Annotated in this window: 26 protein-coding genes; 1 reads left to right on the top strand and 25 read right to left on the bottom strand. The window is 66.1% G+C overall.

Going from position 1 to position 24,633, the window contains the following annotated elements:
* Positions 1-89: 89 nt before the first annotated feature.
* From urtE to H7F16_RS13845, 8 genes are all read right to left on the bottom strand, one after another.
* Entirely contained in the window at positions 90-785 is a 696-nt protein-coding gene (urtE, locus tag H7F16_RS13880; protein WP_185798226.1) for an urea ABC transporter ATP-binding subunit UrtE, read from the bottom strand.
* Positions 785-1,528 (bottom strand): urea ABC transporter ATP-binding protein UrtD, encoded by a 744-nt coding sequence (urtD, locus tag H7F16_RS13875; RefSeq protein ID WP_185798225.1) that lies wholly within the window; start codon positions 1,526-1,528, stop codon positions 785-787. The genes urtE and urtD overlap by 1 nt, the downstream gene beginning before the upstream one ends.
* Positions 1,525-2,757: an urea ABC transporter permease subunit UrtC gene (gene urtC / locus H7F16_RS13870; RefSeq protein ID WP_185798224.1), complete on the bottom strand. Its 1,233-nt coding sequence runs from the start codon at positions 2,755-2,757 to the stop codon at positions 1,525-1,527. The genes urtD and urtC overlap by 4 nt, the downstream gene beginning before the upstream one ends.
* A 91-nt stretch (positions 2,758-2,848) precedes the next feature.
* Positions 2,849-4,789, bottom strand: a complete 1,941-nt coding sequence (gene urtB, locus H7F16_RS13865) for an urea ABC transporter permease subunit UrtB (protein ID WP_422121124.1) — start codon at positions 4,787-4,789, stop codon at positions 2,849-2,851.
* Between the two features lie 120 nt (positions 4,790-4,909).
* Positions 4,910-6,193: an urea ABC transporter substrate-binding protein gene (gene urtA / locus H7F16_RS13860; protein ID WP_422121123.1), complete on the bottom strand. Its 1,284-nt coding sequence runs from the start codon at positions 6,191-6,193 to the stop codon at positions 4,910-4,912.
* Positions 6,194-6,596: 403 nt separating this feature from the next.
* Positions 6,597-7,229 (bottom strand): urease accessory protein UreG, encoded by a 633-nt coding sequence (ureG, locus tag H7F16_RS13855; RefSeq protein WP_185798223.1) that lies wholly within the window; start codon positions 7,227-7,229, stop codon positions 6,597-6,599.
* On the bottom strand, positions 7,226-7,858 hold the full coding sequence (locus H7F16_RS13850; RefSeq protein ID WP_185798222.1) for an urease accessory protein UreF: 633 nt from the start codon (positions 7,856-7,858) through the stop codon (positions 7,226-7,228). Before H7F16_RS13850 ends, ureG begins: the two co-directional genes overlap by 4 nt.
* Positions 7,855-8,430 (bottom strand): urease accessory protein UreE, encoded by a 576-nt coding sequence (locus H7F16_RS13845; RefSeq protein WP_185798221.1) that lies wholly within the window; start codon positions 8,428-8,430, stop codon positions 7,855-7,857. Before H7F16_RS13845 ends, H7F16_RS13850 begins: the two co-directional genes overlap by 4 nt.
* A 140-nt stretch (positions 8,431-8,570) precedes the next feature.
* On the opposite strand from H7F16_RS13845, the gene H7F16_RS13840 reads away from it, so the two are divergent.
* A complete protein-coding gene (locus H7F16_RS13840) occupies positions 8,571-8,903 on the top strand; it encodes a hypothetical protein (protein ID WP_185798220.1) in 333 nt (110 codons plus the stop codon).
* 11 nt (positions 8,904-8,914) lie between these two features.
* Here H7F16_RS13840 and ureC read toward each other — a convergent pair whose 3' ends face one another.
* From ureC to H7F16_RS13755, 17 genes are all read right to left on the bottom strand, one after another.
* Positions 8,915-10,657, bottom strand: a complete 1,743-nt coding sequence (gene ureC / locus H7F16_RS13835; protein WP_185798219.1) for an urease subunit alpha — start codon at positions 10,655-10,657, stop codon at positions 8,915-8,917.
* Positions 10,658-10,678: 21 nt separating this feature from the next.
* Positions 10,679-10,984, bottom strand: a complete 306-nt coding sequence (locus H7F16_RS13830) for an urease subunit beta (protein ID WP_185798218.1) — start codon at positions 10,982-10,984, stop codon at positions 10,679-10,681.
* Positions 10,981-11,139 (bottom strand): peptidase M23, encoded by a 159-nt coding sequence (locus H7F16_RS13825; protein WP_185798217.1) that lies wholly within the window; start codon positions 11,137-11,139, stop codon positions 10,981-10,983. Before H7F16_RS13825 ends, H7F16_RS13830 begins: the two co-directional genes overlap by 4 nt.
* A gap of 12 nt (positions 11,140-11,151) precedes the next feature.
* A complete protein-coding gene (locus tag H7F16_RS13820) occupies positions 11,152-11,454 on the bottom strand; it encodes an urease subunit gamma (RefSeq protein WP_185798216.1) in 303 nt (100 codons plus the stop codon).
* Positions 11,451-12,281: an urease accessory protein UreD gene (locus tag H7F16_RS13815; RefSeq protein ID WP_185798215.1), complete on the bottom strand. Its 831-nt coding sequence runs from the start codon at positions 12,279-12,281 to the stop codon at positions 11,451-11,453. The genes H7F16_RS13820 and H7F16_RS13815 overlap by 4 nt, the downstream gene beginning before the upstream one ends.
* 369 nt (positions 12,282-12,650) lie before the next feature.
* Positions 12,651-14,024, bottom strand: a complete 1,374-nt coding sequence (locus tag H7F16_RS13810) for an amidase (RefSeq protein WP_185798214.1) — start codon at positions 14,022-14,024, stop codon at positions 12,651-12,653.
* A gap of 82 nt (positions 14,025-14,106) precedes the next feature.
* Positions 14,107-15,546: a mannitol dehydrogenase family protein gene (locus H7F16_RS13805; protein ID WP_185798213.1), complete on the bottom strand. Its 1,440-nt coding sequence runs from the start codon at positions 15,544-15,546 to the stop codon at positions 14,107-14,109.
* Between the two features lie 8 nt (positions 15,547-15,554).
* Positions 15,555-15,728, bottom strand: coding sequence for a hypothetical protein (locus H7F16_RS13800; RefSeq protein WP_185798212.1), 174 nt, complete (start codon positions 15,726-15,728; stop codon positions 15,555-15,557).
* A gap of 43 nt (positions 15,729-15,771) precedes the next feature.
* Positions 15,772-16,545 (bottom strand): L-iditol 2-dehydrogenase, encoded by a 774-nt coding sequence (locus H7F16_RS13795; protein ID WP_185798211.1) that lies wholly within the window; start codon positions 16,543-16,545, stop codon positions 15,772-15,774.
* A gap of 2 nt (positions 16,546-16,547) precedes the next feature.
* Positions 16,548-17,318, bottom strand: coding sequence for an L-iditol 2-dehydrogenase (locus tag H7F16_RS13790; RefSeq protein WP_185798210.1), 771 nt, complete (start codon positions 17,316-17,318; stop codon positions 16,548-16,550).
* Entirely contained in the window at positions 17,315-18,313 is a 999-nt protein-coding gene (locus H7F16_RS13785; RefSeq protein WP_185798209.1) for an ABC transporter ATP-binding protein, read from the bottom strand. The genes H7F16_RS13790 and H7F16_RS13785 overlap by 4 nt, the downstream gene beginning before the upstream one ends.
* A 7-nt stretch (positions 18,314-18,320) precedes the next feature.
* The gene (locus tag H7F16_RS13780; RefSeq protein ID WP_185798208.1) at positions 18,321-19,151 is read right to left on the bottom strand and encodes a carbohydrate ABC transporter permease; all 831 of its coding nucleotides are present in this window, start codon (positions 19,149-19,151) and stop codon (positions 18,321-18,323) included.
* Positions 19,152-19,162: 11 nt separating this feature from the next.
* Positions 19,163-20,035 carry a carbohydrate ABC transporter permease gene (locus H7F16_RS13775; protein WP_185798207.1) on the bottom strand — a complete coding sequence of 291 codons (873 nt, stop codon included), beginning with the start codon at positions 20,033-20,035 and terminating at the stop codon, positions 19,163-19,165.
* A 194-nt stretch (positions 20,036-20,229) separates the two neighbouring features.
* The gene (locus H7F16_RS13770) at positions 20,230-21,543 is read right to left on the bottom strand and encodes an ABC transporter substrate-binding protein (protein WP_185798206.1); all 1,314 of its coding nucleotides are present in this window, start codon (positions 21,541-21,543) and stop codon (positions 20,230-20,232) included.
* 222 nt (positions 21,544-21,765) lie between these two features.
* Entirely contained in the window at positions 21,766-22,725 is a 960-nt protein-coding gene (locus tag H7F16_RS13765; RefSeq protein ID WP_185798524.1) for a sugar-binding transcriptional regulator, read from the bottom strand.
* Positions 22,722-23,408 carry an HAD family hydrolase gene (locus H7F16_RS13760; RefSeq protein WP_185798205.1) on the bottom strand — a complete coding sequence of 229 codons (687 nt, stop codon included), beginning with the start codon at positions 23,406-23,408 and terminating at the stop codon, positions 22,722-22,724. The genes H7F16_RS13765 and H7F16_RS13760 overlap by 4 nt, the downstream gene beginning before the upstream one ends.
* Before the next feature lie 282 nt (positions 23,409-23,690).
* Positions 23,691-24,629 carry a ribokinase gene (locus tag H7F16_RS13755; protein ID WP_185798204.1) on the bottom strand — a complete coding sequence of 313 codons (939 nt, stop codon included), beginning with the start codon at positions 24,627-24,629 and terminating at the stop codon, positions 23,691-23,693.
* Positions 24,630-24,633 lie beyond the last annotated feature (4 nt).

Below are 24,633 nucleotides of genomic sequence, written 5' to 3'. Positions count from 1 at the left end.
AAATACTTCGGGGGGCGTCTCGCCCTGGCGAGACGGGGGGCTGGCCCCCCGCTGCCACGGGGCCGAACACCGCGACCGGCAGAACAGGCTCAGACCGAAACCGTCTGGCGCAATACCTCTTGCGACAGGGCGGACTTGCTGCCCGACAGCGCCACCTGCCCGCGCTTGAGGACATAGAAACTGTCGGCCAGCCCATAGGCAAAGTCGAAATACTGCTCGACCAGAATGATCGCCATATCCCCCTTGCCGCGCAGATAGGAAATCACCCGTCCGATCTGCTGGATGATATTGGGCTGGATGCCTTCGGTCGGCTCGTCCAGCAACAGCACGCGCGGGCGCATGATCATCGCCCTTGCGATGGCAAGCTGCTGTTGCTGCCCGCCCGAAAGGTCGCCGCCCCTGCGGTGGCCCATGTCCTTCAGCACGGGGAAAAGATCGTAGATCTCGTCCGGTATCCGGTGATCGGCGCGCGGCAGCAGGGCAAAGGCGGTTTCCATATTCTCCCGCACCGTCAGCAAGGGAAAGATCATCCGCCCCTGCGGCACAACGGCAAGGCCCCGCCTGGCCATGCCCTGCGGGGGCAGCTTCGGCAGCGCCTCGCCCCCGAGCAGGACCTGCCCGCCCGAACGGGGATGCGTGCCCGCAAGCGCCTTCAGAAGGCTCGTCTTGCCGACCCCGTTCGTCCCCATGATGCAGGTCACCTCGCCCGCCCGCGCCACCATGTCGATCCCGTACAGGATTTGCGACCCGCCGTAGTGCAGCGTCAGTCCCTTGGTTTCCAGCATCAGCCCCGCCCCAGATAGACGTCGATCACGTCGCTGTTCTTCGTGACATGGTCGAGCGACCCTTCCGCAAGAACCGCCCCCTCGTGCAGCACCGTCACCTTGCAGTTCAGCCGCCGCACGAAATCCATGTCATGCTCCACCACGACCACGGCGCGGGTTCTGGCCATGTCGACCAGAAGCCGCGTCGTATGTTCGCGCTCGGCCAGCGTCATGCCTGCCGCAGGCTCGTCGACCAGCAAGAGGCGCGGCTCCTGCGCCAGCAGCATCCCGATCTCGAGCCATTGCTTCTGCCCGTGGCTCAACTCGCCCGCCTTTCGCGGCAGCGCGTCGAGCAGCCCCACCTCTTCGGCCAGCGCCGCAACCTTGTCGCGGTCCGCCGCCGCCTCGCGCCAGACCAGCACGCGCCACGGGCTGCGATGCGCCTTCAACGCCATGATCAGGTTCTCATGCACCGTCTGGTCCTCGAAGACCGTGGGCCGCTGGAACTTGCGCCCCACTCCGGCGCGGGCGATCTCGGCTTCGGTCAAGGAAAGCAGCGACACCGACTTTTCGCCGAAACTGACGGTTCCCGCGTCGGGCCGCGTCTTTCCGGTCACGATGTCCATGAAGGTCGTCTTGCCCGCCCCGTTCGGCCCGATGATCGCCCGCAACTCGGCGGGGCCGATGGTGAAGGACAGGTTGTTGATGGCGCGGAACCCGTCGAAGCTGACCGACACGCCCGAAACCTCAAGCAGCGCGCTCATTCCTGCGCCTCCCGTTCCATCAGCGCCCCGTCATCGGGTCCAAGTGCGGCTCCCTTGCGGTCGGGGGTCCGCACGCCCGCCACAAGATCGAACAGGCCGCCGATTCCCTTGGGCGCGAAAAGCGTGACCAGCACGAAGCACAGGCCCAACACCACCGACCACCAATCCACCCAACTGATCGTATAGAACCCCAGCGGCACGTCCGGCACGCGCCCGCCGGTGAACCAGCTTGACACGATCGACACGAAGGCCGCCCCGATCACCGCCCCGTAAAGCCGCCCGCGCCCCCCGATGGCAACCCAGACCGCAAGGTAGATCGAGGCGATGGGCGCAAGCTCGGCCGGGTTGATGATCCCCGCCTGCGGGTAGTAAAGCGCCCCCGCGATGGCCGCGATCACCGCCGTCAGGGTAAAGACGAACAGCTTGTAGCCCTCGACCGAATAGCCCAGAAACCGCACCCTTTGCTCGTCGTCGCGGATCGCGCGGATGACCGAGCCGAACTTGCCCGACACCACCCAGGCAAGCAGCACATAGCCAAGGCCCAGCGCGAGGGCCGACCCCCAGAGGAACCAGACCGACAGCCTGTCCTGCGACACGCCGTCCAGCCCCGGCAGGTTCTGCAACCCCGACAGGCCGTTGTTGCCGCGAAGGCCCGAGTCGTTCTGGAACAGGTAAAGCGCCAACGCCAGCGTCATCGCCTGCGTCAGGATCGACAGGTAAACCCCCGTCACGCGCGAGCGGAACGCCAGCCAGCCGAACACGGCCGCCAGCCCCCCCGGCACCAGCACCACAAGGGCGATCTGCAGCCAGAAGGAATGGGCAAAGACCCAGATCGCGGGGAACTCGGACGCGCCCACCACCCCGAAGATCTGCGTGGCGATGCCTTGGCGGATTTCCTCGGCCGTGGCGGGGATCACGTCCTGGGCCAGCGCCGCGACCACGATTTCCTCGGTCCGCGCATACATGAGCCACATGCCCAAGCCATAGCCGCCCAGCGCGAAAAAGGCCATGTGGCCAAGCGACAGGATGCCCGCATAGCCCCAGATCAGGTCCATCGCCAGCGCGACAAGGCACAGGCACAGCGTCTTGCCCAATGTCTTGATGAACGAGGTCGAGACAAAGGCCAGACCATAGGCATCCGACAGGATCGTCACCGTCAGGGTGAAGATCGCAAGCACCAGAAGAAAGGTCAGAACCGACGGGTTCTTGGCAAGGAAGGACCGGCTCATGTGCAAACCCGCGTCTGTGAACTCTGGCCGGACCAGAGGCCAGCCCCCGGACCCCCGGGATATCTAAGGACGGAAAGGAAAGGCGCCATGCTCAATCCCCCGCCGCGCGACCCTTGAGGGCGATGATCCCCCGTGGCCGGAACTGGATGAAAAGGATGATGAACAGGATCATATAGGTCTGGGCGGCCAGCGTGTTCGAGGGGTTGAACCACTCGATCCCCTTTTGCAGCGTGCCGATCAGCACCGCCCCGGCCAGCGTACCCCAGATGTTGCCCACCCCGCCCACGACCACCGTCATGAAACTTTGCACGATGTAGTCCGAGCCAAGCTCTGACGTCACCTTGGCGAAAAGCCCGATGGCGACGCCTGCGATGCCCGCGATGCCCGATCCGATGCCGAAGGTCAGCATGTTGATGCGGTCGGGATCGATGCCCATGCTTGCCGCCATCGACGGGTTCTGCGTGACCGCCCGCACTTCAAGACCAAGCCGCGTGCGCTTCATCAGCCAAAGGAAGAAGGTCAGGAACAGCATCGCCATGACAAAGATCGCGATACGGATGTAGCTGATCGAGACCACGTCGTTGAACACCAAGGCCCCGTCGAGCCATCCGGGCGCCGTCAGCGGCCGCGCCTGCGTGCCGAAGATGTTCTTTGCCAGCTGTTGCATCGCGATCGAGATGCCGAAGGTGGCAAGCAGCGTCTCGAGCGGCCGCTTGTAAAGATGCCGGATCACCAGACGCTCCATCGCCACGCCTGCGGCAAAGGTCACGGCAAAGGCCAAGGGCAGCGCCACGATGATCGACAGCGTGTAATTGGTGATCCATTGCTGGACCACATAGCCGGTATAGGCCCCCATCATGATGAATTCGCCATGCGCCATGTTGATCACGCGCATCACGCCGAAGGTGATGGCAAGACCGATGGCCGCGAGGAAGTAGATCGAGGCCAGCGACAGCGCGTCGAGCAGAAGGTCCGCCCCCTGCATCGCGCCGACCTTGGTGCCGATCTTGGCAAGCGCCGCTTCGGCGGCGGCGGTCACGGCGGGGTCGGGTTCGGCATAGGTCTCGGCGAAACGATGCCGGGCGACAGCCTCGGTCACCTCGGCATCGGTGGCGGCTGGCGGCACGGTGCCCGCCGCTTCAAGCGCGTTGTAGGCGCGGTCGCGTTCGGCTTGGCTGTCCAACGCCGCAAGGGCCACGCCTCCGACCGCTCCGTCCTTCAGGTTCGCCACCAGCGCCTTGCGGGCATCGGCCACGGTCAGCCGCGCGGGGGCAAGTCCGCCAGCCACCAGCAGGTCATAGGCTTCCTCTTCGGTCAGCTCGCGGCCCGCGCGCAATTCGCGGGCAAGGTTCGCGCCCTCCGGCAGGTCATTGGCAAAAGCGATCCGCGTGGTGGCAACCAGCGGATTCAACGCCGCGCGCAGATCAAGCCCCAGGTCGCGTCCGAACCCCTCGATGGCGGCAACCCGCGTCGCCGTATCCGCCCCGAAGCGGATGGCGAGCAGACCCAGAAGCCGCTCTTTCTGCGCTTTCAGCACGGGGTCGTCCTCGGCGCCTATGCTTGCCGCCAGCGGCGCAAGTGCCTCGGCCTTGGGATCTTTCGCGATGGACCCGAGCGCCGCCTCACGTTTGGCGCGGTCAGGGTCCGACAGGGTGAATTGCACAAGCGCCGTGGCAATCAGCCCGCGCACACCGGCGTTGGGCTTCAATTCCGTGACATCCGCCTTGGCTGCGGTTCCGGCGGCGGTCCCGTCCAGCGCGGTCAGCGCCCAGCCGTCGCCGGTCTTTTCGATCAGGAAGAACACCCCGTCCGCCTTGCGCAGGCCAAGCCGCTTGTCGCCCCATGCCTCGAGGATCGTCGCCGCCTGCGGATCACCGCTTGCCGCCAGTTGCTCGATCACCGGCCCGATGGTCTGGCGCGAGGGCTTCTCGATCTGCGCCGCATTCGCCGCCACGATCTCGGCAGCGGTCTGCGCAAGGACGGGCATGGCGGAAAAGGCCAGCAAAAGGGCAAGGATAAGGGCGCGCATCATGTCCCGACGGCAAAAGGGAAAGGAAAAGAGGTGGGGGGCGAGGGGCGAAAGCCGCAGGGACGCACCGCGCGGCTTTGCCCTGTCATGCAGGGTGCGCGGCAGGCCGCGCACCCCGTCAGATCAGTAGTTCGACTTCAGCTGGACGCAGGTCTTGGTTTCCTTGTTGTACATCCCGCAGCCAAGGCCCGGCCAATCCGATTCCAGCACCGCCGATTCCGGCAGGAAATCGGTCCATGCGTCGCCCGCGACAGGCTCGGTCTGGCTGATGATGTCGAACTGCCCGTCGGCCTGGATCTCGCCGATCAGCACCGGCTTCGTCAGGTGGTGGTTCGGCAGCATCTTGGCCACGCCGCCCGTCAGGTTCGGAACCTCTTGGCCGTACATCGCATCGCGCACGGCGTCGACATCAGTGGTTCCGGCCTTCTCGACCGCCTGAACCCACATCTTGAAGCCGATATAGGTGGCTTCCATCGGGTCGTTGGTGGTGCGCTTGTCATTGCCGATGAAGGCATGCCATTCCTTGATAAAGGCCGCATTCTCCGGCGTATCCGCCGACTGGAAGTAGTTCCACGCCGCCAGATGGCCGACAAGGTTGCTGGTATCCAGACCCGCCAACTCTTCCTCGCCGACCGAGAAGGCCACGACCGGCAGCTTGTCGGCCGTCACGCCCGCAGCGGCAAGCTCTTTGTAGAAGCCCACGTTCGCATCCCCGTTGATGGTCGAGATCACGCCGACCTTCTTGCCGTCGGCACCCAGCGCCACGACGTCGGACACGATCTTGGACCAGTCGGAATGGCCGAAGGGCGTGTAGTTCACGAAGATGTCCTCTTTCGGGATACCCTTCGAAATCAGGTAGCTTTCCAGAATGTTGTTCGTGGTGCGCGGATAGACATAGTCGGTCCCGAGCAGCGCGAATTTCTGCACGCCAAGTTCGTTCAGGTAATAGTCCACCGCCGGAATCGCCTGCTGGTTCGGCGCGGCACCGGTATAGAACACGTTCTTCGAGGACTCCTCGCCCTCATATTGCACGGGGTAGAACAGCAGCCCGTTCAGCTCTTCCACCACCGGCAGCACCGACTTGCGGCTGACAGAGGTCCAGCAGCCGAACATCACGGCGACCTTGTCCACGGTCAGCAGCTCGCGCGCCTTTTCGGCAAAGAGCGGCCAGTCCGAAGCGGGGTCGACGACCACGGCTTCCAACTGTTTGCCAAGCAGACCGCCCTTCTTGTTCTGCTCGTCGATCATCATCAGGACGGTGTCCTTCAGCGTGGTCTCCGAAATCGCCATCGTGCCCGACAGCGAATGCAGCACGCCGATCTTGATCGTGTCGTCGGCGGCCTGCGCCATTCCGGCCGACGCAAGGCCCAAGGCCCCCGCCAGCATGACTCCCTTGAATCCGTTCATAAGGTTTTCCCTCACTGGGCCGCCCGAAGCCGCCCTTTCCAAATACGGAAAGGGGCTCTATCTTCAGGAGGCAACTCTGGTTGCACCCCGTGCGGCGGGGGGCAGGACTTCCACATCGGCCCCCCTCGCACATCTTGTTCCGACAAGGCCCAAAGACCCGTCAGCATCGAAAAGACGCGCATCGCCGCATCGCGGCAACCTCGCGGCGGCGTTACCGCAAAGCGCCGGGCGCAAAGCGGGGTTTTTCGATTAAAATTTGCGCAGCAAAACGCACAAAGATGCATCTTTGGCCGCTGATTGCATCGCTCCGATGCGACTCGCTGGCGGATTTGGCCCCGATTGGGTCGGAAAACGCAAAAGGCCGGGCACATCGGCCCGGCCCCGCATCTGGTGGAAAACGGCCTCAGGCGGCGGCAGAATCGCGCAGTTTCAGCCCGCCCTCGCGTTCAAGGAAGGCGACGATGGCGTCGATCCCCACGCCCTGCCGCAGCCGCGCCATGACATAGGGCAGCTTGCCCCGCGCCACTTGCGTATCGGATTCCAGCAGCGCCACGTCCACGCCCACATAGGGCGCAAGGTCCGTCTTGTTCACCACCAGCAGGTCCGACCGCGTCACCCCCGGCCCGCGCTTGCGCGGTATGTCCTGCCCCGCCGCCGTGTCGATCACATAGATGGTGATATCGGCCAATTCGGGCGAATAGGTCGCCGCCAGATTGTCGCCGCCGCTTTCGATCAGGATCAGGTCAAGGTCCGGAAAGGCCCCGCGCAAATCCGCCACCGCCGCCAGATTTATCGAGGCATCCTCGCGGATCGCGGTATGCGGACAGCCGCCCGTCTCGACGCCCCGGATGCGCTCGACCGGCAGCACCTGCGCCCGCATCAGATATTCCGCATCCTCGCGGGTGTAGATGTCATTGGTGATCACCGCCATCGAACAGCGCCCCGCCAAGGCGCGGCAGAGTTGCTCGGTCAGCGTGGTCTTTCCCACGCCCACGGGTCCGCCGATGCCGACGCGCAGGGGGCCATTCTTGCTCATGTCTTGAAAATCCTCACATCCATCGTCTCGTGCCGCATCGCGGCCAGATCGGCCCCGAAGGCGGCGGTCGCAATGTCGTCCAGCCCCAGCCCCGCCGCTTCGGCGGCGAGGTCCTCGATCAGCCCGTGCAGACCCGCCAGCACCCGCTGCCCCTCATTCTGCCCGAGCGGCACGAACCGCACGGCGGCCGAGACGAGGTTCGAGGCGAAGGCATGCAGGTAAAGCCCGATCACCTGAACAGGCGCCACCCCGAGGCCCGCCGCCGCCTGCCCCAACACCACCGGAAGCGGCCCTGCGCCGATCTCGCGCCCTGTCACCGCCGAAACGGCCCGCGCCAGCGCAGCACCTTGCGCCGATGTCTCGGACAACCGCTCGGCGCTTGCCGCCAGCGCCACGGCATAGCCCGCCAGCGCGACATGGTCGGCCCCCTCGCGCAGCGCCTCGGCCAGCAGGATGGCATCCTGCCGCCCCGCCCCGTGCCGCAATATCGCGCCAAGCCAAAGCGCAAGGTCATCGCCCGACCGGATCACCCCGTCCGCGATCACCTGCTCCATCCCGTGCGAGAAGGCATAGCCCCCCGTCGGAAAAGCGGGCGAAAGCCATTGCACCAGCGTCAGCAGACCGCTCATTCGTCGGGTGCCTCGGGCTCGTCCTCGACCTTGACCATGCCATGATGGTGGACATGCAGCCCGCCCAGCCCGTGCGGCAGCGTCAGCACCGGACCGCGCAGATGGTCATGCCCGCCGTGGTCATGCCCCATCGTGCGCCCGTGCCCGTAGGCACCGCCCTCGGGGGTAAAGGGCTCCATCGCATGACCGACCGTCGCACCCAACTGCACCAGCATGGCCTTGAGCACATGGTCGTCGCGGATCACCAGCCGGTCCGCGCCGATCTGGCAGGGCGTGTGGCGGTTGCCGATGTGCCAGGCCAGACGGGCAAGGTTCTCCCCCGTGACCACCAGCACAGGCTCGGCCGCCGCGCCGACCTCGATCAGGCGGCCATCGAGCAGCTCGAAGCAATCCCCGGCCGACACACTCGTGGTTTCGGGCAGATCGACCAGAAACCCCTCGTCATCTTCCGTCATCAACCGCTTGCGGCGCAGGAAACGCTCGTCATAGCCCAGCACCACGCGGCCGGACGGAACCCGCGCACCCGTTTCGGGTTTGCGGATCAGACGATGGGCGGGGGGAAGATCGGGCATGGGCCTGTGTCCTTCGAAATGCGCTGTCATGGCAGTCTATCAGCCCCCGCCTGCCCTGTCGCGGCGACCTTTTCGCGAGCCGGAAACCGCCCGTTAACCGGCAGCTGCCACGCTCGGCCAGCACCAACAGGAGAAACCTGATGCAGCACCTGCCCCCCGCTGACGAACTTGCCGAAATCCGCGCCGAAATCGCCCGCCTCGAACGGCGCGAGGCGCTGCTCAGCCACCGTTTGGCAAATTCGCCCTTCGCCGCGCTGGTCGGCCGCTTCTATCGCGTGGAAATCAGCCACAGCATGACACGGGCCTTCGACCCCGCATCCCTGCCCGATGCGATCCGCAACGATCCCGCCTATTTGCGCGAAAGTCACCAGACCGTTGTCCATACCCTGCCCGTCGCGCCCGAACCCGCCCCGCTGCGCCCCGGATGGCCCATCCGCCGGACACCGGGGGTCATTGCCCGCACCGCCCACTGACAGCCCGCGCATCAGAACAGGAAATAGCGCTGCGCCAGCGGCAATTCCCTTGCCGGTTCGCAGGTCAGAAGCACGCCATCGGCCCGCACCTCGTAGGTTTCGGGGTTCACCTCGATACTTGGCGTGGCATCGTTCAGCCGCATGTCGCGCTTGCCGATGCCCCGCGTGCCCTGCACCGCCAGCGTCTCCTTGGCCGTGCCGAGCTTGTGGCGGATATCGTCCTCTTGCGCGGCCTGGCTGACAAAGACCACCGCGTTGCGCTCGACGCTGCGCCCGTAGGCCCCGAACATGGGCCGCGTGAACACCGGCTGCGGCGTGGGGATCGAGGCGTTGGGATCGCCCATCTGCGCCACGACGATGCAACCGCCGATCAGCACCATCTCGGGCTTCGCCCCGAAGAAGGCCGGAGACCACAGCACCAGATCGGCGCGCTTTCCCGGTTCGATGCTGCCGATGTGCTGCGACAGCCCGTGCGCCACCGCCGGGTTGATGGTGTATTTGGCGATATAGCGGCGCACGCGGAAATTGTCGTTCTCGCCCGTCTCCTCGGCCAACCGCCCGCGCTGCTGTTTCATCTTGTGCGCGGTCTGCCAGGTGCGGGTGATCACCTCGCCCACCCGTCCCATCGCCTGACTGTCCGACGAGATCACCGAAAACGCCCCCATGTCATGCAGGATGTCTTCCGCGGCGATCGTCTCGCGCCGGATGCGGCTTTCGGCAAAGGCCACATCCTCGGGAACCTTGCGGTCAAGGTGGTGGCACACCATCAGCATGTCGAGATGCTCTTCGATGGTGTTCACGGTATAGGGCATGGTCGGGTTGGTCGACGACGGCAGGATGTTCTGGCTGCCCACGACCTTGATGATATCGGGCGCATGTCCGCCGCCCGCGCCCTCGGTATGGAAGGCGTGGATCGTCCGGCCCCGAATGGCGGCAAGCGTGTTCTCGACAAAACCGCTCTCGTTCAGCGTATCGGTATGGATCATCACCTGAACGTCCATCGCATCCGCCACCGTCAGGCAGCAGTCGATCGCCGCCGGCGTCGTCCCCCAATCCTCGTGCAGTTTCAGACAGGACGCCCCCGCCCGAACCTGCTCTTCCAGCGCCGCGGGCAACGAGGCATTGCCCTTCCCCGCAAAGGCAAGGTTCATCGCAAAACTGTCGGCGGCCTGTATCATCCGCCCCAGATGCCACGGCCCCGGCGTGCAGGTGGTGGCCAGCGTGCCATGCGCCGGCCCCGTGCCGCCGCCCAGCATCGTGGTCAGCCCCGAATGCAAGGCATCGTCGATCTGCTGGGGGGCGATGAAATGGATATGCGCATCCATCCCCCCCGCCGTCAGGATGCGCCCCTCGCCCGCGATGATCTCGGTTCCCGGACCGATGATCACATCGACGCCCGGCTGGGTGTCGGGGTTGCCCGCCTTGCCGATCTTGGCAATGCGCCCGTCGCGCAGGCCGACATCGGCCTTGTAGATGCCCGTCCAGTCGACGATCAGCGCATTGGTGATGACCGTATCCATCGCCCCTTGCGCGCGCGTCATCTGGCTTTGGCCCATCCCGTCACGAATGACCTTGCCGCCGCCGAACTTGACCTCTTCCCCGTAACGCAGCGCATTGGCCTGCGCCGACGAACGTTCCGCGATCAGGTCGCGCTCGACCTCGATGACCAGATCGGTATCGCCAAGCCGCAGCCGGTCACCGACGGTGGGGCCATACATATCGGCATAGGCCGCGCGGGAAATCCTTGCTGGCATCTCGCCTCTCCTTTCCGGCGATCACAGATCGCCCATGACCTTGCCGTTGAACCCGTAAACCCGCCGCCCGCCCGACAGCGGCACCAGCCAGACCTCGCGGCTTTGGCCCGGCTCGAAGCGGATCGCCGTGCCCGAGGCGATGTCGAGCCGCATCCCCCGCGCCGCGTCCCGGTCAAAGGCAAGGCCGGGATTGGTTTCGGCGAAATGGTAGTGGCTGCCCACCTGCACCGGACGGTCGCCCGTGTTGGCGACCATGATCCTGACCGCCTGAACCCCGTCGTTCAGCACGATCTCGCCCGCCGCCGGAAAGATCTCGCCGGGGATCACTTGCGCACCCATTGCAACAGATAGGCCGCGACCCCGCCGATGACGGCCGCGGCGATCCAGCCGAACTCGACGCCATGCGGATTGGGGTGGAACCCCGGATGCGCAAGCGCGGGCGTGGCGGTCAGGGCGAAAAGCGGGGCGACGATACGGGCCATGGGGGCACTCCTTCAGCGGATGGGGTGATGGACGGTCACAAGCTTCGTGCCGTCGGGAAAGGTCGCCTCGACCTGCACGGAATGGATCATCTCGGGGATGCCCTCCATGCATTGCGCGGCAGTGATCACATGCGCCCCCGCCTGCATCAGGTCGGCGACCGAGCGACCATCGCGCGCGCCTTCGACGACGAAATCGGTGATCAGGGCAATCGCCTCGGGGTGGTTCAACTTCACACCGCGCGCCAGACGGCCGCGCGCAACCATCGCGGCAAGGCTGATCAGCAACTTGTCCTTCTCCCTCGGGGTCAGGTTCATTCGTCTCTCCCTATCTGCCAGACACGCGGCAAGGCCGCCCCCCGGCGCAACACCGACAAAGCCCGCGCGATCTGCCGCCGCAGGGGCCAGCCATCGGCCGCCATCATCCGCAGCGTCAGCCGCCCGTCATAGGCCGAGGCCGCCGCCGCGACGCCATCCCCGTCCAGAACCGCCCGCAGGGGGCCAAGCAGGTCGCCCGCATCGGGGGCCACCATCACGACGCTGACAAAGGCCCGCGCCGCGCCAAGTGTGGCCGCCCCCGCGCCCAGCGCCGCCGCATCCAGCGCAAGCGGTTCGACATGCAGCGGCCGCCCACCGGCCCAGATCTCGCGCCGGTCACGAAAGGCGAGCTTCCGGACCACCTCGCCCATCGCGGCACGCCCCAGCACCACGACCTCGAGCGCAAGGCATCCCGCCCCCGCGCCAAGGTCGATCCGCGTGCGCCGGTCAAGGTTCGAGCCGTCGAACAGGATGGTTTCCTGCGGCAGCCAGTCGATCCAGCCGCCCGCGCCGACCGACAGCGCCACCTCGACCCGCGCCGCACCCTGGTTTGACAGATAGGCCCGCTCGGCCGTCTGCGTCGTGGCCACCGCGCGGCACCCGTCGCCCAGCGCCACGCCATAGGACAGGCGGTCGCCACCCGTCAGCCCGCCCGAGGTGTTCAGGAACACCACCTCCGGCACCGCGCCCACATGCGGCAGCATCGCCTTGGCCGATCCCGCCTGCCGCAGATCGCCCAGACGCAACCGCGCGCCCGCCATCGCAAACGAGACGAAAGCCTCGCCACGGCTGCGCTGCATCGCTGAAATCGGCCCCTGTGCGGTCATGGTGCTCCCCTTGGCCCCAGCCAAAGCCCAAGCCCCGCCGGGCCTCAACCACGGCCCGTCCTGCCGGAACCCTTCACTGACCCCTGCCCGCCACATCGCCCGCCTTTGCGGCGCTTCGCCCAAATTTGCGGCACATCCGAAAACAGGCGTCCCGTCCCCCGCCAAAGCGACGGGGGGCCGTCTGCCCCCCGGGCGCGCCAAAAGCGCGCCTCCCCCCGAGGATATTTGAACGAGCATGAAAGCAGCAGGAAACACCTGCCCGCTTCACCTTTGCAAAAATACTCTCGGGGGGAGTCGCGCGCCGCGCGCGACGGGGGGCAGACGGCCCCCCGTGCGACCTCTCCGCAGAGCCAAGGGGTCAGGACAGGCTCACGCCCGGGGCACGACAGCGCCCAGCACCTCGCCCGCAGCAAGCAGCACATCCTCGCGGTGCCAGTCGGCCAGCAGGTGCACCCCCATCGGGGTCGGCCCTGTCAGGTCGGTCGTCACGGCCAGCCCCGGCAGGCCCATCAGCGGCGGCGCGATCTGCGGCATCTGCGCGGCAAGCACCTGCTGGAAAGCGGATTCGGAAAGGACGTCGAGATGATCGGGAAAGGGCGGCTCGCCCGAAACCGGGCAAAGCACCAATGGCCAATCCGCCAGAAAGCCACGCCAAAGCCGCGTCAGCCGCGCGCGGGCCTGAAGGGTTTCCATCAGCACCTCGGCCGTCAGCGGCGGCACGATCCGGCACAGGCAGTCATAAACGAAAAGCGCGTCGGGATCGGCCTCGCGCTGCACCGCCTGTGCCGCGCCGTGCCGCATATCGGCCATCCAGAGGCGCAGTTGCACCGCCATCGCCTCGGCCCAAGGCGGGGTGGCGACCTCGTCGACCCCGTAGCCTGCCGCCGTCAACCGCTCGGCCGCCGCCAGCAGCGCCGCCTGCACCGCAGGGGCCACCGCCATTCCGTCAGGCGCCATGCACAGCGCCACGCGGCGCGGCAGGGGCGGCCCCTCGGGCGGGGCGGCGATGAACCAGGGATCGCGCGGATCGGGCGCCGCCATCGCCGCCAGCGCCAGCCGCAAATCGGGCACCGATCGCGCCAAAGGCCCCGACACCGCCATCAGCTGCCCGCCGATCAGCCTGTCAGCCCCCGTGGCGTTATAGGCGGGCACCCGCCCCAGCGAGGGGCGCAACCCATGCACGCCGCAAGCATAGGCCGGATAGCGGATCGACCCCGCGATATCGGTGCCATGCCCGATGGCGCACATCCCCGCCGCCACCGCAGACCCCGCCCCGCCCGAGGACCCGCCCGGCGTGAGGCCCGCAGCGCGCGGGTTCAGCGTCGCGCCGTGCAGGCTGTTGCGCGTGAACCAGCGCAAGCTGAAAGCGGGCGTGTTCGTCCGCCCCACGATCACCGCCCCCGCCTTGCGCAGGTTCGCCACCACGGGGCTGTCGCTGTCGGCCACCAGCCCCGCATTCTGCCGCAGGCCGTTGGTCGTGGCATGGCCGATCTGGTCGACGTTCACCTTGACCGTCACCGGCACGCCCGCAAGCGGCCCGGCCGCCTCGCCCCTTGCACGCGCCGCATCGACCGCATCTGCCGCCGCCAAAGCCTCGTCCTCGCAGGGCGCGACGATCGCGTTCAGCGCAGGGTTGACCGCGTTGATCCGCGCAAGCGCCGCCAAGGCCACCTCGCGCGCCGAAACCTCGCCCTGCGCGACAAGCGCCGCCAGTCGAACCGCCGTCAGATCGGTCAAATCCATCGCCGCACCCCGAAGCCCCCCGAAACCCGACCGCGCCGCGGTCTGCGGACCGAAGGCTAGGCTGCGCTGCGGCCGCCCGCAATCACCCGGCGATGAAATCGGCCAGCACCGCCCGCGTCCCGCGCGCCGCCAGATCCCCGAGGAACCCCGCGAAACAGGCGATCACCGCAGGATCACGCCCGACCGCGCCATAGATGTCCTCCATCGCCAGCCAGGCCGCAGGGTCCGATGCCGCAGCCCTGGCCACCGCCTGCAAACGATCCCAGTTGGGATCGTTCGGCTCGATCACCGCCCCGTCATCGGCCACGCCCGCGCAATAGCGGCACCACAGCGCACTTTCGAGGATCAGCCCCCGCGGCACCACGCCCCGCGCCAGATTGTCGGCAATCGAGGGGATGATGAATTTCGGCTGCCGGTTCGACCCGTCCAGACAAAGCCGCCGCTCGGTATCGGCCACCTCGGGGTTCGAGAACCGCTCCTGGATCAGCGTGTAATAGGCGCCCAGATCGGTATCGGGCACCGGCGGAATGATCGGGATGATCTCCTCGCGCTCGACCTTGTTCAGAAAGCCCGCGATCAGCGGCTCGGCCATCGCTTCATGCACATATTCGATGCCCATCAACCCGCCCGGATAGGCGATGATGGCATGCCCCCCGTTCAGGATGCGGATCTTCATCACCTCATAGGCATGGACATGGTCCGACAGCGTCACGCCGACCGCTTCCAGCGGCGGGCGGCCTGCGGTGAACCTGTCCTCAAGAACCCATTGCCGGAACGGCTCGCAGGTGACCGGCACGGGGTCGGAGCCAAGGCCGAACCTCGCCGCCATCGCCCGCTCGCGCGGGCCTGTGGCGGGGGTGATGCGGTCGACCATGCCATTGGGAAAGGCGACATTGGCCTGCACCCAGTCGGCGAATGCGGGGTCGGACAGGCGGGCAAGCCCCACCACGGCGGCCTCGGTCACATGGCCGTTGCCGGGAAGGTTGTCGCAGGACATCACCGTAAAGGGCACGACACCCGCCGCCTTGCGCATGCGCAGCGCCGCAAGGATCGCACCGAAGGCCGTGGCGGGTTTGGCCGGATTGGCCCCGTCCGCCACGATATCGGGATGGGTCGGATCGAAGCGCCCCGTGGCGGGGTCGACGTAGTAGCCGCCTTCCGTCACGGTCAGCGACACGATGCGGATTGCCGGCTCTGCCATTGCCGCGATCAGCGCCGCATTGTCGGGCTGCACCTCGATGAAGCCGACCATCGCCCCCACCCGCCGCGCCCTGTGCCCCGAGGGGTCAAGCTCGATCACCGTCGACAGGCAGTCCTGCGCCAGCAGCGCATCGCGCATCCGCGCGTCATTGGCCCGCACACCCGCGCCAAGGATCGCCCAGTCATGGGCCAGCCCCTTGGCGAAGAGATCGTCGAGATAGACCGCCATATGGGCGCGGTGGAAATTGCCAAGGCCGATATGCACGATGCCGGGTGTCAGCTTGGCACGGTCATAGGCAGGCAGATCGACGGTATGGGTCATGGTAAGCCTCAGACGGTTTTGGGCATCCCGGCGATCACAAGGACCGTGGCGCCGGTGCAAGAACTCGCCCGGGGCGAGCAAGGGGAAGCACCGGCAAGCGCGTCGCGCCCGCCGATGCGGTTATTCGCGGCGCATCCGGCCGATGCGTCGTTCGACAGCACCGGCAGCGCCGTTCCGGTCATGGGGCGAAGCCTGTCACAGAACCCTCGGTCCATCTCTGCCCCCTCATGCCAGCCAGTTGCCGCCATCGACGCCATAGGTCTGGCCCACCACGTAATCCGCATCCGCCGAGCCGAGAAAGACAGCCATTGCCGCCACTTCCTCGCCCGTGCCGAAGCGCCCGAACGGCACCCCCGCCGCGACCTGCCGCTTCTTCTCGCCGATGGCCAGGCCCTCGGCGCGGGCGAAAAGCGCGTCGACATGGTCCCACATGTCGCTTTCTATCACACCCGGCGCGATTGCGTTCACAGTGATCCCGTGCCTGATCAGGTTCAGCCCCGCGCTTTGCGTCAGCGAAATCACCGCCGCCTTGGTCGCGCAATAGACCGCCCCCAGCGGCTCGCCCCGCCGCCCCGCCTGCGAGGCAAGGTTGATGATCTTCCCGCCTTGCCCGCCCGCGATCATGGCCTTGGCCACCGCCTGCATCGTGAACAGCGTCCCCGCCACGTTGACTGCGAACAGCCGGTCGTAACTCTCGCGCGTCACGTCGACGATGGCGGCAAGGTCATAGACCCCCGCATTGTTCACCAGAACATCGATCCGCCCCAAGGCCGCGACCGCTGCGGCCACACCCGCCTCGATCCCCTCTTGGGTGCCGACGTTCATGGCAATGCCAAAGGCCCCCGCCCCCAGCGAAGCCACCGCCGCATCGACCGACGCTTGGTGCAGGTCGGCCACGCAAACCTCGGCCCCTTCGGCCAGAAAGGCCCGCGCGGTCGCAAGGCCGATGCCCCGCGCCCCGCCCGTGATAAGTGCCTTTTTGCCCGCAAGCCGTTCCATTCTCAGGCCAGCCAGTTGCCGCCGTCGACGCCGAAGGTCTGCGCCACGACGTAATCCGCCTCGCCCGTGGCAAGGAACACCGCCATCCCCGTCAGGTCCGCCGCCGTGCCCATCCGCCCGAAGGGCACCGCAGCACCCACTTCGCGTTTCTTCTGGCCCGGCGCCTTGCCCTCATACTTGGCAAAGAAGGCATCGACCCCGTCCCAATGCTCGCCATCCACCACACCGGGGGCGATGGCGTTCACGTTGATCCCGTGCTTTATCAGGTTCAACCCCGCGCTTTGCGTCAGCGAAATCACCGCAGCCTTGGTCGCGCAATAGACCGCGACAAGGCTCTCGCCCCGCCGTCCGGCCTGTGACGCCATGTTGATGATCTTGCCGCCCTGCCCGCGTTCGATCATGTGGCGCGCCGCCGCCTGAAGGCAGAACAGCGTGCCCGCCACGTTCACCGCAAAGAGCTTGTCATAATCGGCCCGCGTAATCTCGACGATGGGGGCCGCCGTGAACAGAGCGGCGTTGTTCACCAGAATGTCCAGCTTGCCCAGCTTGCCGATCGCCTCGGCAAAGCCCGCGTCGATGCTGTCCTGTCTGGTCACATCCATCTGCACGGCCACCGCCTGCGGACCAAGACTTGCCGCCGCCTTGGCAACCGCCTCGGCATTGATATCCGCAAGCGCGACCTTCGCGCCCTCGGCGATATAGGCCCGCGCGAATTCCAGCCCGATGCCGCGTGCCGCCCCCGTGATCAGCGCCGTTTTTCCCTGAAGCCTCATGCCAGTGCCTTTCCGTCCGCCCCGAAGCGGTGCAGTCTTTCCAGTTGCGGCGAAAGCCCGATGCGGTCGCCGTGGCGCAAGCTCACCTCGCCCGTGGCGCGCACCGTCAATGTGCCTAGCCCCTCGACCGTGACCTTGAGGAACGTGTCCGACCCCAGATGTTCGGCCAGCCCGACAATCCCCTGCCAAGGCCCGTCCGCCCGCACATCCAGATGCTCGGGACGGATGCCGATGGTGGTGGCGTTGTGCTTCATGGCCTCGGCCCCGTCGATCAGGTTCATCTTGGGCGACCCGATGAACCCTGCCACGAACAGGTTCGCAGGGCGGTGATACAGTTCCAGCGGGCTGCCCACCTGCTCGATATTTCCGGCATTCAGCACCACGATCTTGTCGGCCATGGTCATGGCCTCGACCTGGTCATGCGTCACGTAGATCATCGTTGTCTTTAGCGTCTGATGCAGCTCGGTGATTTCCTGCCGCATCGACACGCGCAGTGCTGCATCGAGGTTCGACAAAGGCTCGTCGAACAGGAACGCCGCAGGTTCGCGCACGATGGCGCGGCCGATGGCCACCCGCTGCCGCTGCCCGCCCGACAACTGCCCCGGACGGCGGTCAAGGTAATTGGTCAGGTTCAGGATGCGCGCCGCATTGGCGATGCGCTTCTCGGCCTCGGCCGCATCCATTCCGGCCATCTTCAGCGGAAAGCCGATGTTCTTCTTCACCGACATATGCGGGTAAAGCGCGTAGGACTGGAACACCATCGCCAGCCCGCGCTTGGCGGGCGGCAATGTCGTCGCATCCTTGCCGTCGATCTCGATCCGGCCGCTGGACGTATCCTCCAGCCCCGCGATCAGCCGCAGAAGCGTCGACTTCCCGCAGCCCGAAGGCCCGACGAAGACCACGAATTCCCCGTTCTCGATCTCAAGATCGATCCCCGGAATGACGGCCACATCCCCGAAGGACTTGTTGACCCTGTTCAGAACTATCTTGCCCATGTCGCCCTCACTTCACCGCGCCGAATGTCAGGCCGCGGACGAGTTGTTTCTGGCTGAACCAGCCAAGGATAAGGATCGGCGCAATCGCCATCGTGCTGGCAGCGCTGAGTTTTGCGTAGAACAGCCCTTGCGGGGCCGAGAAACTGGCAATGAACGCCGAAAGCGGTGCCGCCTTGGTGGTGGTCAGCGTGATGGTCCAGAACGCCTCGTTCCAGGCAAGGATGATGTTCAGCAGCAGCGTCGAGGCGATGCCGGGCAATGCCATCGGCGTCAGCACATAGACGATCTCGTTCCACAGCGCCGCGCCATCCATGCGGGCGGCCTCGAGGATCTCGCCCGGAATTTCCTTGAAATAGGTGTAAAGCATCCAGACGATGATCGGCAGGTTCATCAGCATCAGCGCCAGCACCAGCCCGATCTTGGTGTCGAACAACCCAAGCCGCTGGAACAGCAGATACATCGGGATCAGCACACCCACGGCGGGCATCATCTTGGTCGACAGCATCCACATCAGCAGGTCTTTGGTCTTTTTCCCCGGCACGAAAGCCATCGACCAGGCCGCAGGAATGGCAATCGCCAGACCAAGCAGGGTCGATCCGACCGAAATCACCACCGAATTCCAGAAGAAGCGCGGGTAATCCGACCGCGACCAGACCTCGACGTAGTTCTCGACCGTCCAGCTTGCCCCGATCAACTCGGGCGGCGAGGCGACAGCCGAGGCTTCGGTCTTGAAGCTGGTCAGGATCATCCAGATCACCGGAAAGGCGATCACCAGTGCCACGCCCCAGGCGGCGATGGTGGTCAGGATCATGCGGCGGGGGGTTACAGCGCGTGCCATGTCTCTAATCCTTACGCATCAAGATGCTTGCCGATGCCACGCATCAGGAAGATGGCGACGATATTGGCCAGAACCACCGCGATGATCCCGCCCGCAGCGGCCCGCCCGATGTCCTTGGCCACGATGGCCTGTTTGAAGATCAGATAGGGCAGCGTCGTCGAAGCCGACCCCGGCCCGCCCTGCGTCGTGGTGAAGATCTCGCCGAAAATGCCCAGCAGGAAAATCGTCTGGATCAGGATCACCACGGTAATCGCCCGCATCATGTGCGGCAGGATGATATAGCGGAACCGGCTCAGCGCGGATGCGCCGTCCATCTCGGCGGCTTCCAACTGCTCGGACGACATCGACTGCAACGAGGTCAGCAGGATCAGCGTCGCAAAGGGCAGCCACTCCCACGACACGATGCCGATCACCGACCACATCGGATAGTCCTGCATGTAAAGGATCGGGTCCGACCCGAAATAGATCGACACGGCGGCGAAGAGCCCGTTCTGTGGATGCATGAACAGGTTTTCAAGGATCGACGCCGCAACCGGCGGCATCACGAAAAAGGGCGCTATGACAAGGATGCGCAGCACCCCCTGCCCCTTGACCGGCTGGTCGATCAGCAGCGCGATGGCGATGCCAAGCACCACGGTGATCGCCAGCACCCCGCCCACCAGCGCCAGCGTGTTGCCCATCGCCAGCCAGAAGTCGCTCGACTTGAAGAACCACGTGTAATTCGTGAACCCTGTCCAGCCGGTCCGGTCCGGAGAGACCAGCCGATACAGCCGGAACGAATAGTAGATCGTCATCACCAGCGGCACGATCATCCAGATCAGCAGCAGGGCGACCGACGGGGCCACCATCAGACGGGCGGCGAAGCGGCTGGAATGTGTGGACATGCGAAAGGGTCTCCGGTGTCAGATGGCGATGCCAAGGGTGCCGTCGAAGCGACGCGGATGAAACCAACGACAACAGGGGCGCAAGGAAATGGCCTTCGGGCCGGATCCGGAACGGCGGGCTTGCGGACCGGACACGCCGGTCCGCAAGCCGTCCTTACCTCTCCGGGCCGTGGGAGCCGGCCCGGAGATGCTTCTTACTTGATGTAGCCCGCAGCGGTCATTTCATCGACGGCCAGCGTCTGGGCTTCGGCAAGCGCCTCGTCCACGGTCTTCTGTCCGGCAAGCGCCGCCGAGAAGACTTCGCCCACGCTGGTCGCAAGGCCCGCGAACTCGGGGATCGCGACGAACTGCACGCCGACATAGGGCACCGGCTTGGTGGCCGGATTGGTCGGATCAGCCGCGTTGATCGAGTCGATGGTCATCTTGGCAAAGGGCAGCGCCGCATATTCCGGGTTCGCATAAAGCGAGGTGCGGGTGCCCGGAGGTGCATTGCGCCAGCCTTCCTTCGAAGCGACCAGAGCGATGTAGTCCTTGTTCGTCGCCCAGTTGATGAAGGTCTTGGCGGCCTCTTTCGCGTCGGACGAGGCGGGAACCGCCAGCGACCATGCCCAAAGCCAGTTGGCCCGCTTGCCAAGGCCCGCGTCGGGTGCCAGCGCAAAGCCCACCTTGTCCGCGAACTCGGACTGCGCCGGATCGGTCAGCGCACCGGCCGAAACCGTGGCGTCCATCCGCATGGCGCACTTGCCTTGCAGCGACAGCGTCAGGTTTTCGTTGTAGCCGTTGTTCGACGCGCCGGGCGGGCCGTATTTGGTCAGCAACTCGACATAGTCGGTCATGACCGCTTTCCATTCCGGCTGGTCGAACTGGGGCTGCCAGTTCTCGTCGAACCAGCGCGCGCCATAGCTGTTGGCCATGGTCGTCAGGAAGGCCATGTTCTCGCCCCAGCCGGCCTTGCCGCGCAGGCAGATGCCGTAGATGCCCGCGTCCTTGTCGGTCATCGCGGCGGCTGCGGCCTTGATGTCGTCCCAGGTCGGCGCATCGGGAATGGTGATCCCGGCCTTTTCGGCAAGGTCCTTGCGATAGTTCAGGAACGACGACTCGCCGTAGAAGGGCGAGGCATAGAGCTTGCCGTCCACCGTCAGACCGCCGCGGATCGCGGGCAGCAGGTCGTCGATGTCATAGTCGGCGGGCAGGTCGTTCAGGCTTTCCAGCCAGTTCTGCTTTGCCCAGATCGGAACCTCGTAGGTGCCAATGGTGATGACGTCATACTGGCCACCGCCGGTCGCGATGTCGGTCGTGACGTTCTGGCGCAGGATGTTCTCTTCCAGCGTCACCCACTCGACCTTGATGTCGGGGTGCTTGGCGTAGAAGTCGTCCATCAGGCCCTGCATGCGCACCATGTCGCCGTTGTTGACGGTCGCCACGGTGATGGTGGTTTCGGCCAGCGCAGCGCCCGAAAGGCAAGCCGCGACCGACGCGCCCAAAAGGGCACGGTAAGTCATTTTCATGGGTAGTCCTCCCTAACAAGCGACTGAGCATTTCATCGCCTGACGAGCAATTACTCATATCGCCCCCCTTCAAGTCAAGTGACTTGTTGAGCGAAAATTCAGCAGGCGGGCAAAAATTCCGCCCACAAAACGGACGTCAACGCACAAAGGCCCGTCGGGTTCCGACGGCGCCATATTTTTCCTGCAAGTCCCTGAAAATGCTGCGTTGCAGCAAGGGGGCGGTCAGCCCTGCGCCAGAATCGCCCGCGCGGATGATTCGTCGGTGACGATCCCGTTCAGGATTCCCGCCTTGAGCGCGGCACGGATCGCGGGCACTTTCGACGCCCCCGCCGCCACGCCGATGGCCGGACGGGGCAGGCGCGGATCGATCCGCACCCCGCCCAACCGCGTGTCATCCGGGCTTTCGAGATAGCGCCCCTCGGCGTCGAACACCCATCCCGCAATCTCGCCGATGGCCCCGCGCTTCTGCAGCGCCGTCAACTCGGCGCGCGTGATGAACTTGTCGGCCAGCAGCGGCGCGTCATCGCCCATCTGCCCCACCCCCACAAAGATCACATCCGCCCGCTCGGCCAGTTGCCGGACCTGCCGGATGGGCCCCAGCGCGGTGAAGGCCATGAATTCCTCGCGCGTGGCGGAAATCACCGGCATCGGCATCGGATAATGCGGCGCGCGCACCTTGTCGGCGATCCGCATGATGACATCGAAGAAACTCGCCGACCCGTCGGGGGCGATATTGCCGATCATCGACACCAGACGGTGCTGCGGCGCATCGAGCCCGGTCAGGGAATCGACCATCCCCCGCAAGGCCCGCCCCGTGCCCAGCGCGATGACCAAAGGCTCGGACATCGCCAGAAACCGCTCCAGCTCTTGCGCGGCCGCCGGCGCGATGGCCCGCACCGCATCGGCCCCCGCACCCAGCCCCGGCGCCACCCGCGCCCGCGTCAGCCCGTAACGGTCGGTCAGGGCCTGCTCCAGCTCCAGACATGCCGCGATCGGATGCTCGATGCGCACATGCACCAACCCCTCGGCCATCGCGCGGCTGACCAGCCGTTGCGCCCGCTGGCGGCTCACGCCCAACTCGCGCGCGATCTGGTCCTGCGTCATTCCGGCGACGTAATACAGCCAGCCCGCACGGGCGGCATCGTCGGATTGGCTCGGCTCGATTTCGGGCGAGAGCATCAGATTACCTCATGGGAAGCGCGGAACAGCGCCGGATGCGCCGCCCGCAGGGCCGCGAAACTGTCATAGGTCGCCTCGGCCACGGCATCATCCGGCGGCGTCAGGTCAAGCCCCGCCATATGGCTGCCACCGGTAAAACGCCAGACCCGCATCCCCGCCGCCAGACCCGCCCGAACGCCGTTCAGACTGTCCTCGATCACGACACAGGCCTCGGGCGCCACACCCATCCGGCCTGCGGCATGCAGGAACAGATCCGGCGCAGGCTTGCCGCGCGCCACCTCCGACGCGGTAAAGGCCACCCCCTCGAAAAGCGCCGTCATGCCCGTGATCTCGAGGCTCTTGCGCATCCGCTCGGGGCTGGACGAGGTCGCCAGACAATAGGGCAAGCGCAAGGCGCCGATGGTGTCCACCACCCCCGGCATCCGCTGCAAATCCCGCTCGAAGGCCGCCAGCAGGCGCGCGCGGTAGTCGGCCTCGAACCGCTCGGGCAAGGCCACGCCCCAACGGTCGCGCACCTCTTTCAACACGACAGGATAGGACCGGCCAAGGAAATGGCGGCTGACAAAGGCCATGTCCATCTCGACCCCGTAGCCCTTCAACTCGGCGATCAGCTGGCGGGCCGAGATCACCTCGCTGTCGATCAGCACGCCGTCGCAGTCGAATATGATAAGTTCGGGCTCTCTCATGGCTGTGATGGTGAAAGCCAACGCGGGCAATCTGTCAACGCCTGAATATCTGCTCAGACCAAACGGGGGGCTGCCGCCCCCCGAACCCCCTGCGAGTATTTCGGCAAGGATGAAGGGGGGGGGGGGGATCGTCCGGTCCCCCTTCACACATGTCCAAATATCCTCGGGGGGTGAGCGGCAGCGCCGCGAGGGGGGGGGGGGGGGGGGGGGGGGGGGGGGGGGGGGGGGGGGGGGGGGGGGGGGGGCGGCCCCCCTCGAATTTTCGCAGAAAATTCGTCCGCGCTAGAGTTTCGCCAGAAGCGCGTCGATCTCGGCCCGCGACGGCATCGCGGGCGCGGTTCCGGCGCGGGTCACCGAAATCCCCGCCGTGGCGCAGCCGAAGCGCACGGCATCGACCACGTCGCGCCCTTCCGAAAGCGCCACCGCGAAACCGCCGTTGAAGGCATCGCCCGCGCCCGTGGTCTCGACCACGGCACCCGCGCTGATCACAGGCACATGCACCGACCGGCTGCGGTCCCGATAGAGCGCGCCCTTTTCGCCCAGCGTGATGATCGCCGCCCCCACCCCGCGCGCCAGCAGCGCATCGGCCGCGCGCTCGGCTTCGGCAAGGGTCGTCACGGGCAGGCCCGTCAGGCTTTCGGTCTCGGATTCGTTGGGCGTGATGAAATCGCACAAGGCAAGGATATCGTCGCCCAGCGTCGCAGCCGGCGCGGGGTTCAGGATCGTCCGCGCCCCGCCCGCCCGCGCGATCTCCAAGGCGCGCTTGGCCGCCGGAATGGGCTGCTCGAGCTGCGTGATGAACACCTTGGCCCCGCCGATCATCGCGGCGCGGTCCTCGACATCGGCCACCGAAATCCGCCCCGCAGCCCCTGCGGCCACGATGATCGCATTGTTGCCCGTGGCGTTCTCGATGAAGATATAGGCCGCCCCCGTGTAGCTTTCCGCATCCTCGGTGACCGAGGCCTTGACCCCCGCCTTGGCCCAGGTCGCGCGGGCGATATCGGCAAAGGCATCCTTGCCAAGGCGGGTGATGAAGGTCACATCCCCCCCCGCCATCGCCGCCGCGACCGACTGGTTCGACCCTTTCCCCCCCGGCCCCAGCACGAAGGACGTGCCAAGGATCGTCTCGCCCATCTTGGGCTGGCGTTCGGCACGATAGGCCGTGTCGGCGACGAAGATCCCGAGGATGACGATGGGATTTGCGGCGGTATTGGCGGGCATGGGC

It is taken from the genome of Paragemmobacter straminiformis (assembly GCF_014243445.1).
Taxonomy (GTDB): domain Bacteria; phylum Pseudomonadota; class Alphaproteobacteria; order Rhodobacterales; family Rhodobacteraceae; genus Paragemmobacter; species Paragemmobacter straminiformis.
This window is presented reverse-complemented; position numbering and strand designations above follow the sequence as displayed.

Coding starts and splice junctions, on each gene's coding strand:
- urtD (WP_185798225.1), bottom strand. CDS start 1,528: ATGAGCGCGCTGCTTGAGGTTTCGGGCGTGTCGGTCAGCTTCGACGGG.
- H7F16_RS13790 (WP_185798210.1), bottom strand. CDS start 17,318: ATGAGGCTTCAGGGAAAAACGGCGCTGATCACGGGGGCGGCACGCGGC.
- H7F16_RS13770 (WP_185798206.1), bottom strand. CDS start 21,543: ATGAAAATGACTTACCGTGCCCTTTTGGGCGCGTCGGTCGCGGCTTGC.
- H7F16_RS13785 (WP_185798209.1), bottom strand. CDS start 18,313: ATGGGCAAGATAGTTCTGAACAGGGTCAACAAGTCCTTCGGGGATGTG.
- ureC (WP_185798219.1), bottom strand. CDS start 10,657: ATGCCAGCAAGGATTTCCCGCGCGGCCTATGCCGATATGTATGGCCCC.
- H7F16_RS13805 (WP_185798213.1), bottom strand. CDS start 15,546: ATGACCCATACCGTCGATCTGCCTGCCTATGACCGTGCCAAGCTGACA.
- H7F16_RS13760 (WP_185798205.1), bottom strand. CDS start 23,408: ATGAGAGAGCCCGAACTTATCATATTCGACTGCGACGGCGTGCTGATC.
- urtB (WP_422121124.1), bottom strand. CDS start 4,789: ATGATGCGCGCCCTTATCCTTGCCCTTTTGCTGGCCTTTTCCGCCATG.
- ureG (WP_185798223.1), bottom strand. CDS start 7,229: ATGAGCAAGAATGGCCCCCTGCGCGTCGGCATCGGCGGACCCGTGGGC.
- H7F16_RS13840 (WP_185798220.1), top strand. CDS start 8,571: ATGCAGCACCTGCCCCCCGCTGACGAACTTGCCGAAATCCGCGCCGAA.
- H7F16_RS13780 (WP_185798208.1), bottom strand. CDS start 19,151: ATGGCACGCGCTGTAACCCCCCGCCGCATGATCCTGACCACCATCGCC.
- urtA (WP_422121123.1), bottom strand. CDS start 6,193: ATGAACGGATTCAAGGGAGTCATGCTGGCGGGGGCCTTGGGCCTTGCG.
- H7F16_RS13845 (WP_185798221.1), bottom strand. CDS start 8,430: ATGCCCGATCTTCCCCCCGCCCATCGTCTGATCCGCAAACCCGAAACG.
- H7F16_RS13810 (WP_185798214.1), bottom strand. CDS start 14,024: ATGGATTTGACCGATCTGACGGCGGTTCGACTGGCGGCGCTTGTCGCG.
- H7F16_RS13800 (WP_185798212.1), bottom strand. CDS start 15,728: ATGACCGGAACGGCGCTGCCGGTGCTGTCGAACGACGCATCGGCCGGA.
- H7F16_RS13820 (WP_185798216.1), bottom strand. CDS start 11,454: ATGAACCTGACCCCGAGGGAGAAGGACAAGTTGCTGATCAGCCTTGCC.
- H7F16_RS13755 (WP_185798204.1), bottom strand. CDS start 24,629: ATGCCCGCCAATACCGCCGCAAATCCCATCGTCATCCTCGGGATCTTC.
- H7F16_RS13825 (WP_185798217.1), bottom strand. CDS start 11,139: ATGGCCCGTATCGTCGCCCCGCTTTTCGCCCTGACCGCCACGCCCGCG.
- H7F16_RS13850 (WP_185798222.1), bottom strand. CDS start 7,858: ATGAGCGGTCTGCTGACGCTGGTGCAATGGCTTTCGCCCGCTTTTCCG.
- H7F16_RS13775 (WP_185798207.1), bottom strand. CDS start 20,035: ATGTCCACACATTCCAGCCGCTTCGCCGCCCGTCTGATGGTGGCCCCG.
- H7F16_RS13795 (WP_185798211.1), bottom strand. CDS start 16,545: ATGGAACGGCTTGCGGGCAAAAAGGCACTTATCACGGGCGGGGCGCGG.
- urtE (WP_185798226.1), bottom strand. CDS start 785: ATGCTGGAAACCAAGGGACTGACGCTGCACTACGGCGGGTCGCAAATC.
- urtC (WP_185798224.1), bottom strand. CDS start 2,757: ATGAGCCGGTCCTTCCTTGCCAAGAACCCGTCGGTTCTGACCTTTCTT.
- H7F16_RS13815 (WP_185798215.1), bottom strand. CDS start 12,281: ATGACCGCACAGGGGCCGATTTCAGCGATGCAGCGCAGCCGTGGCGAG.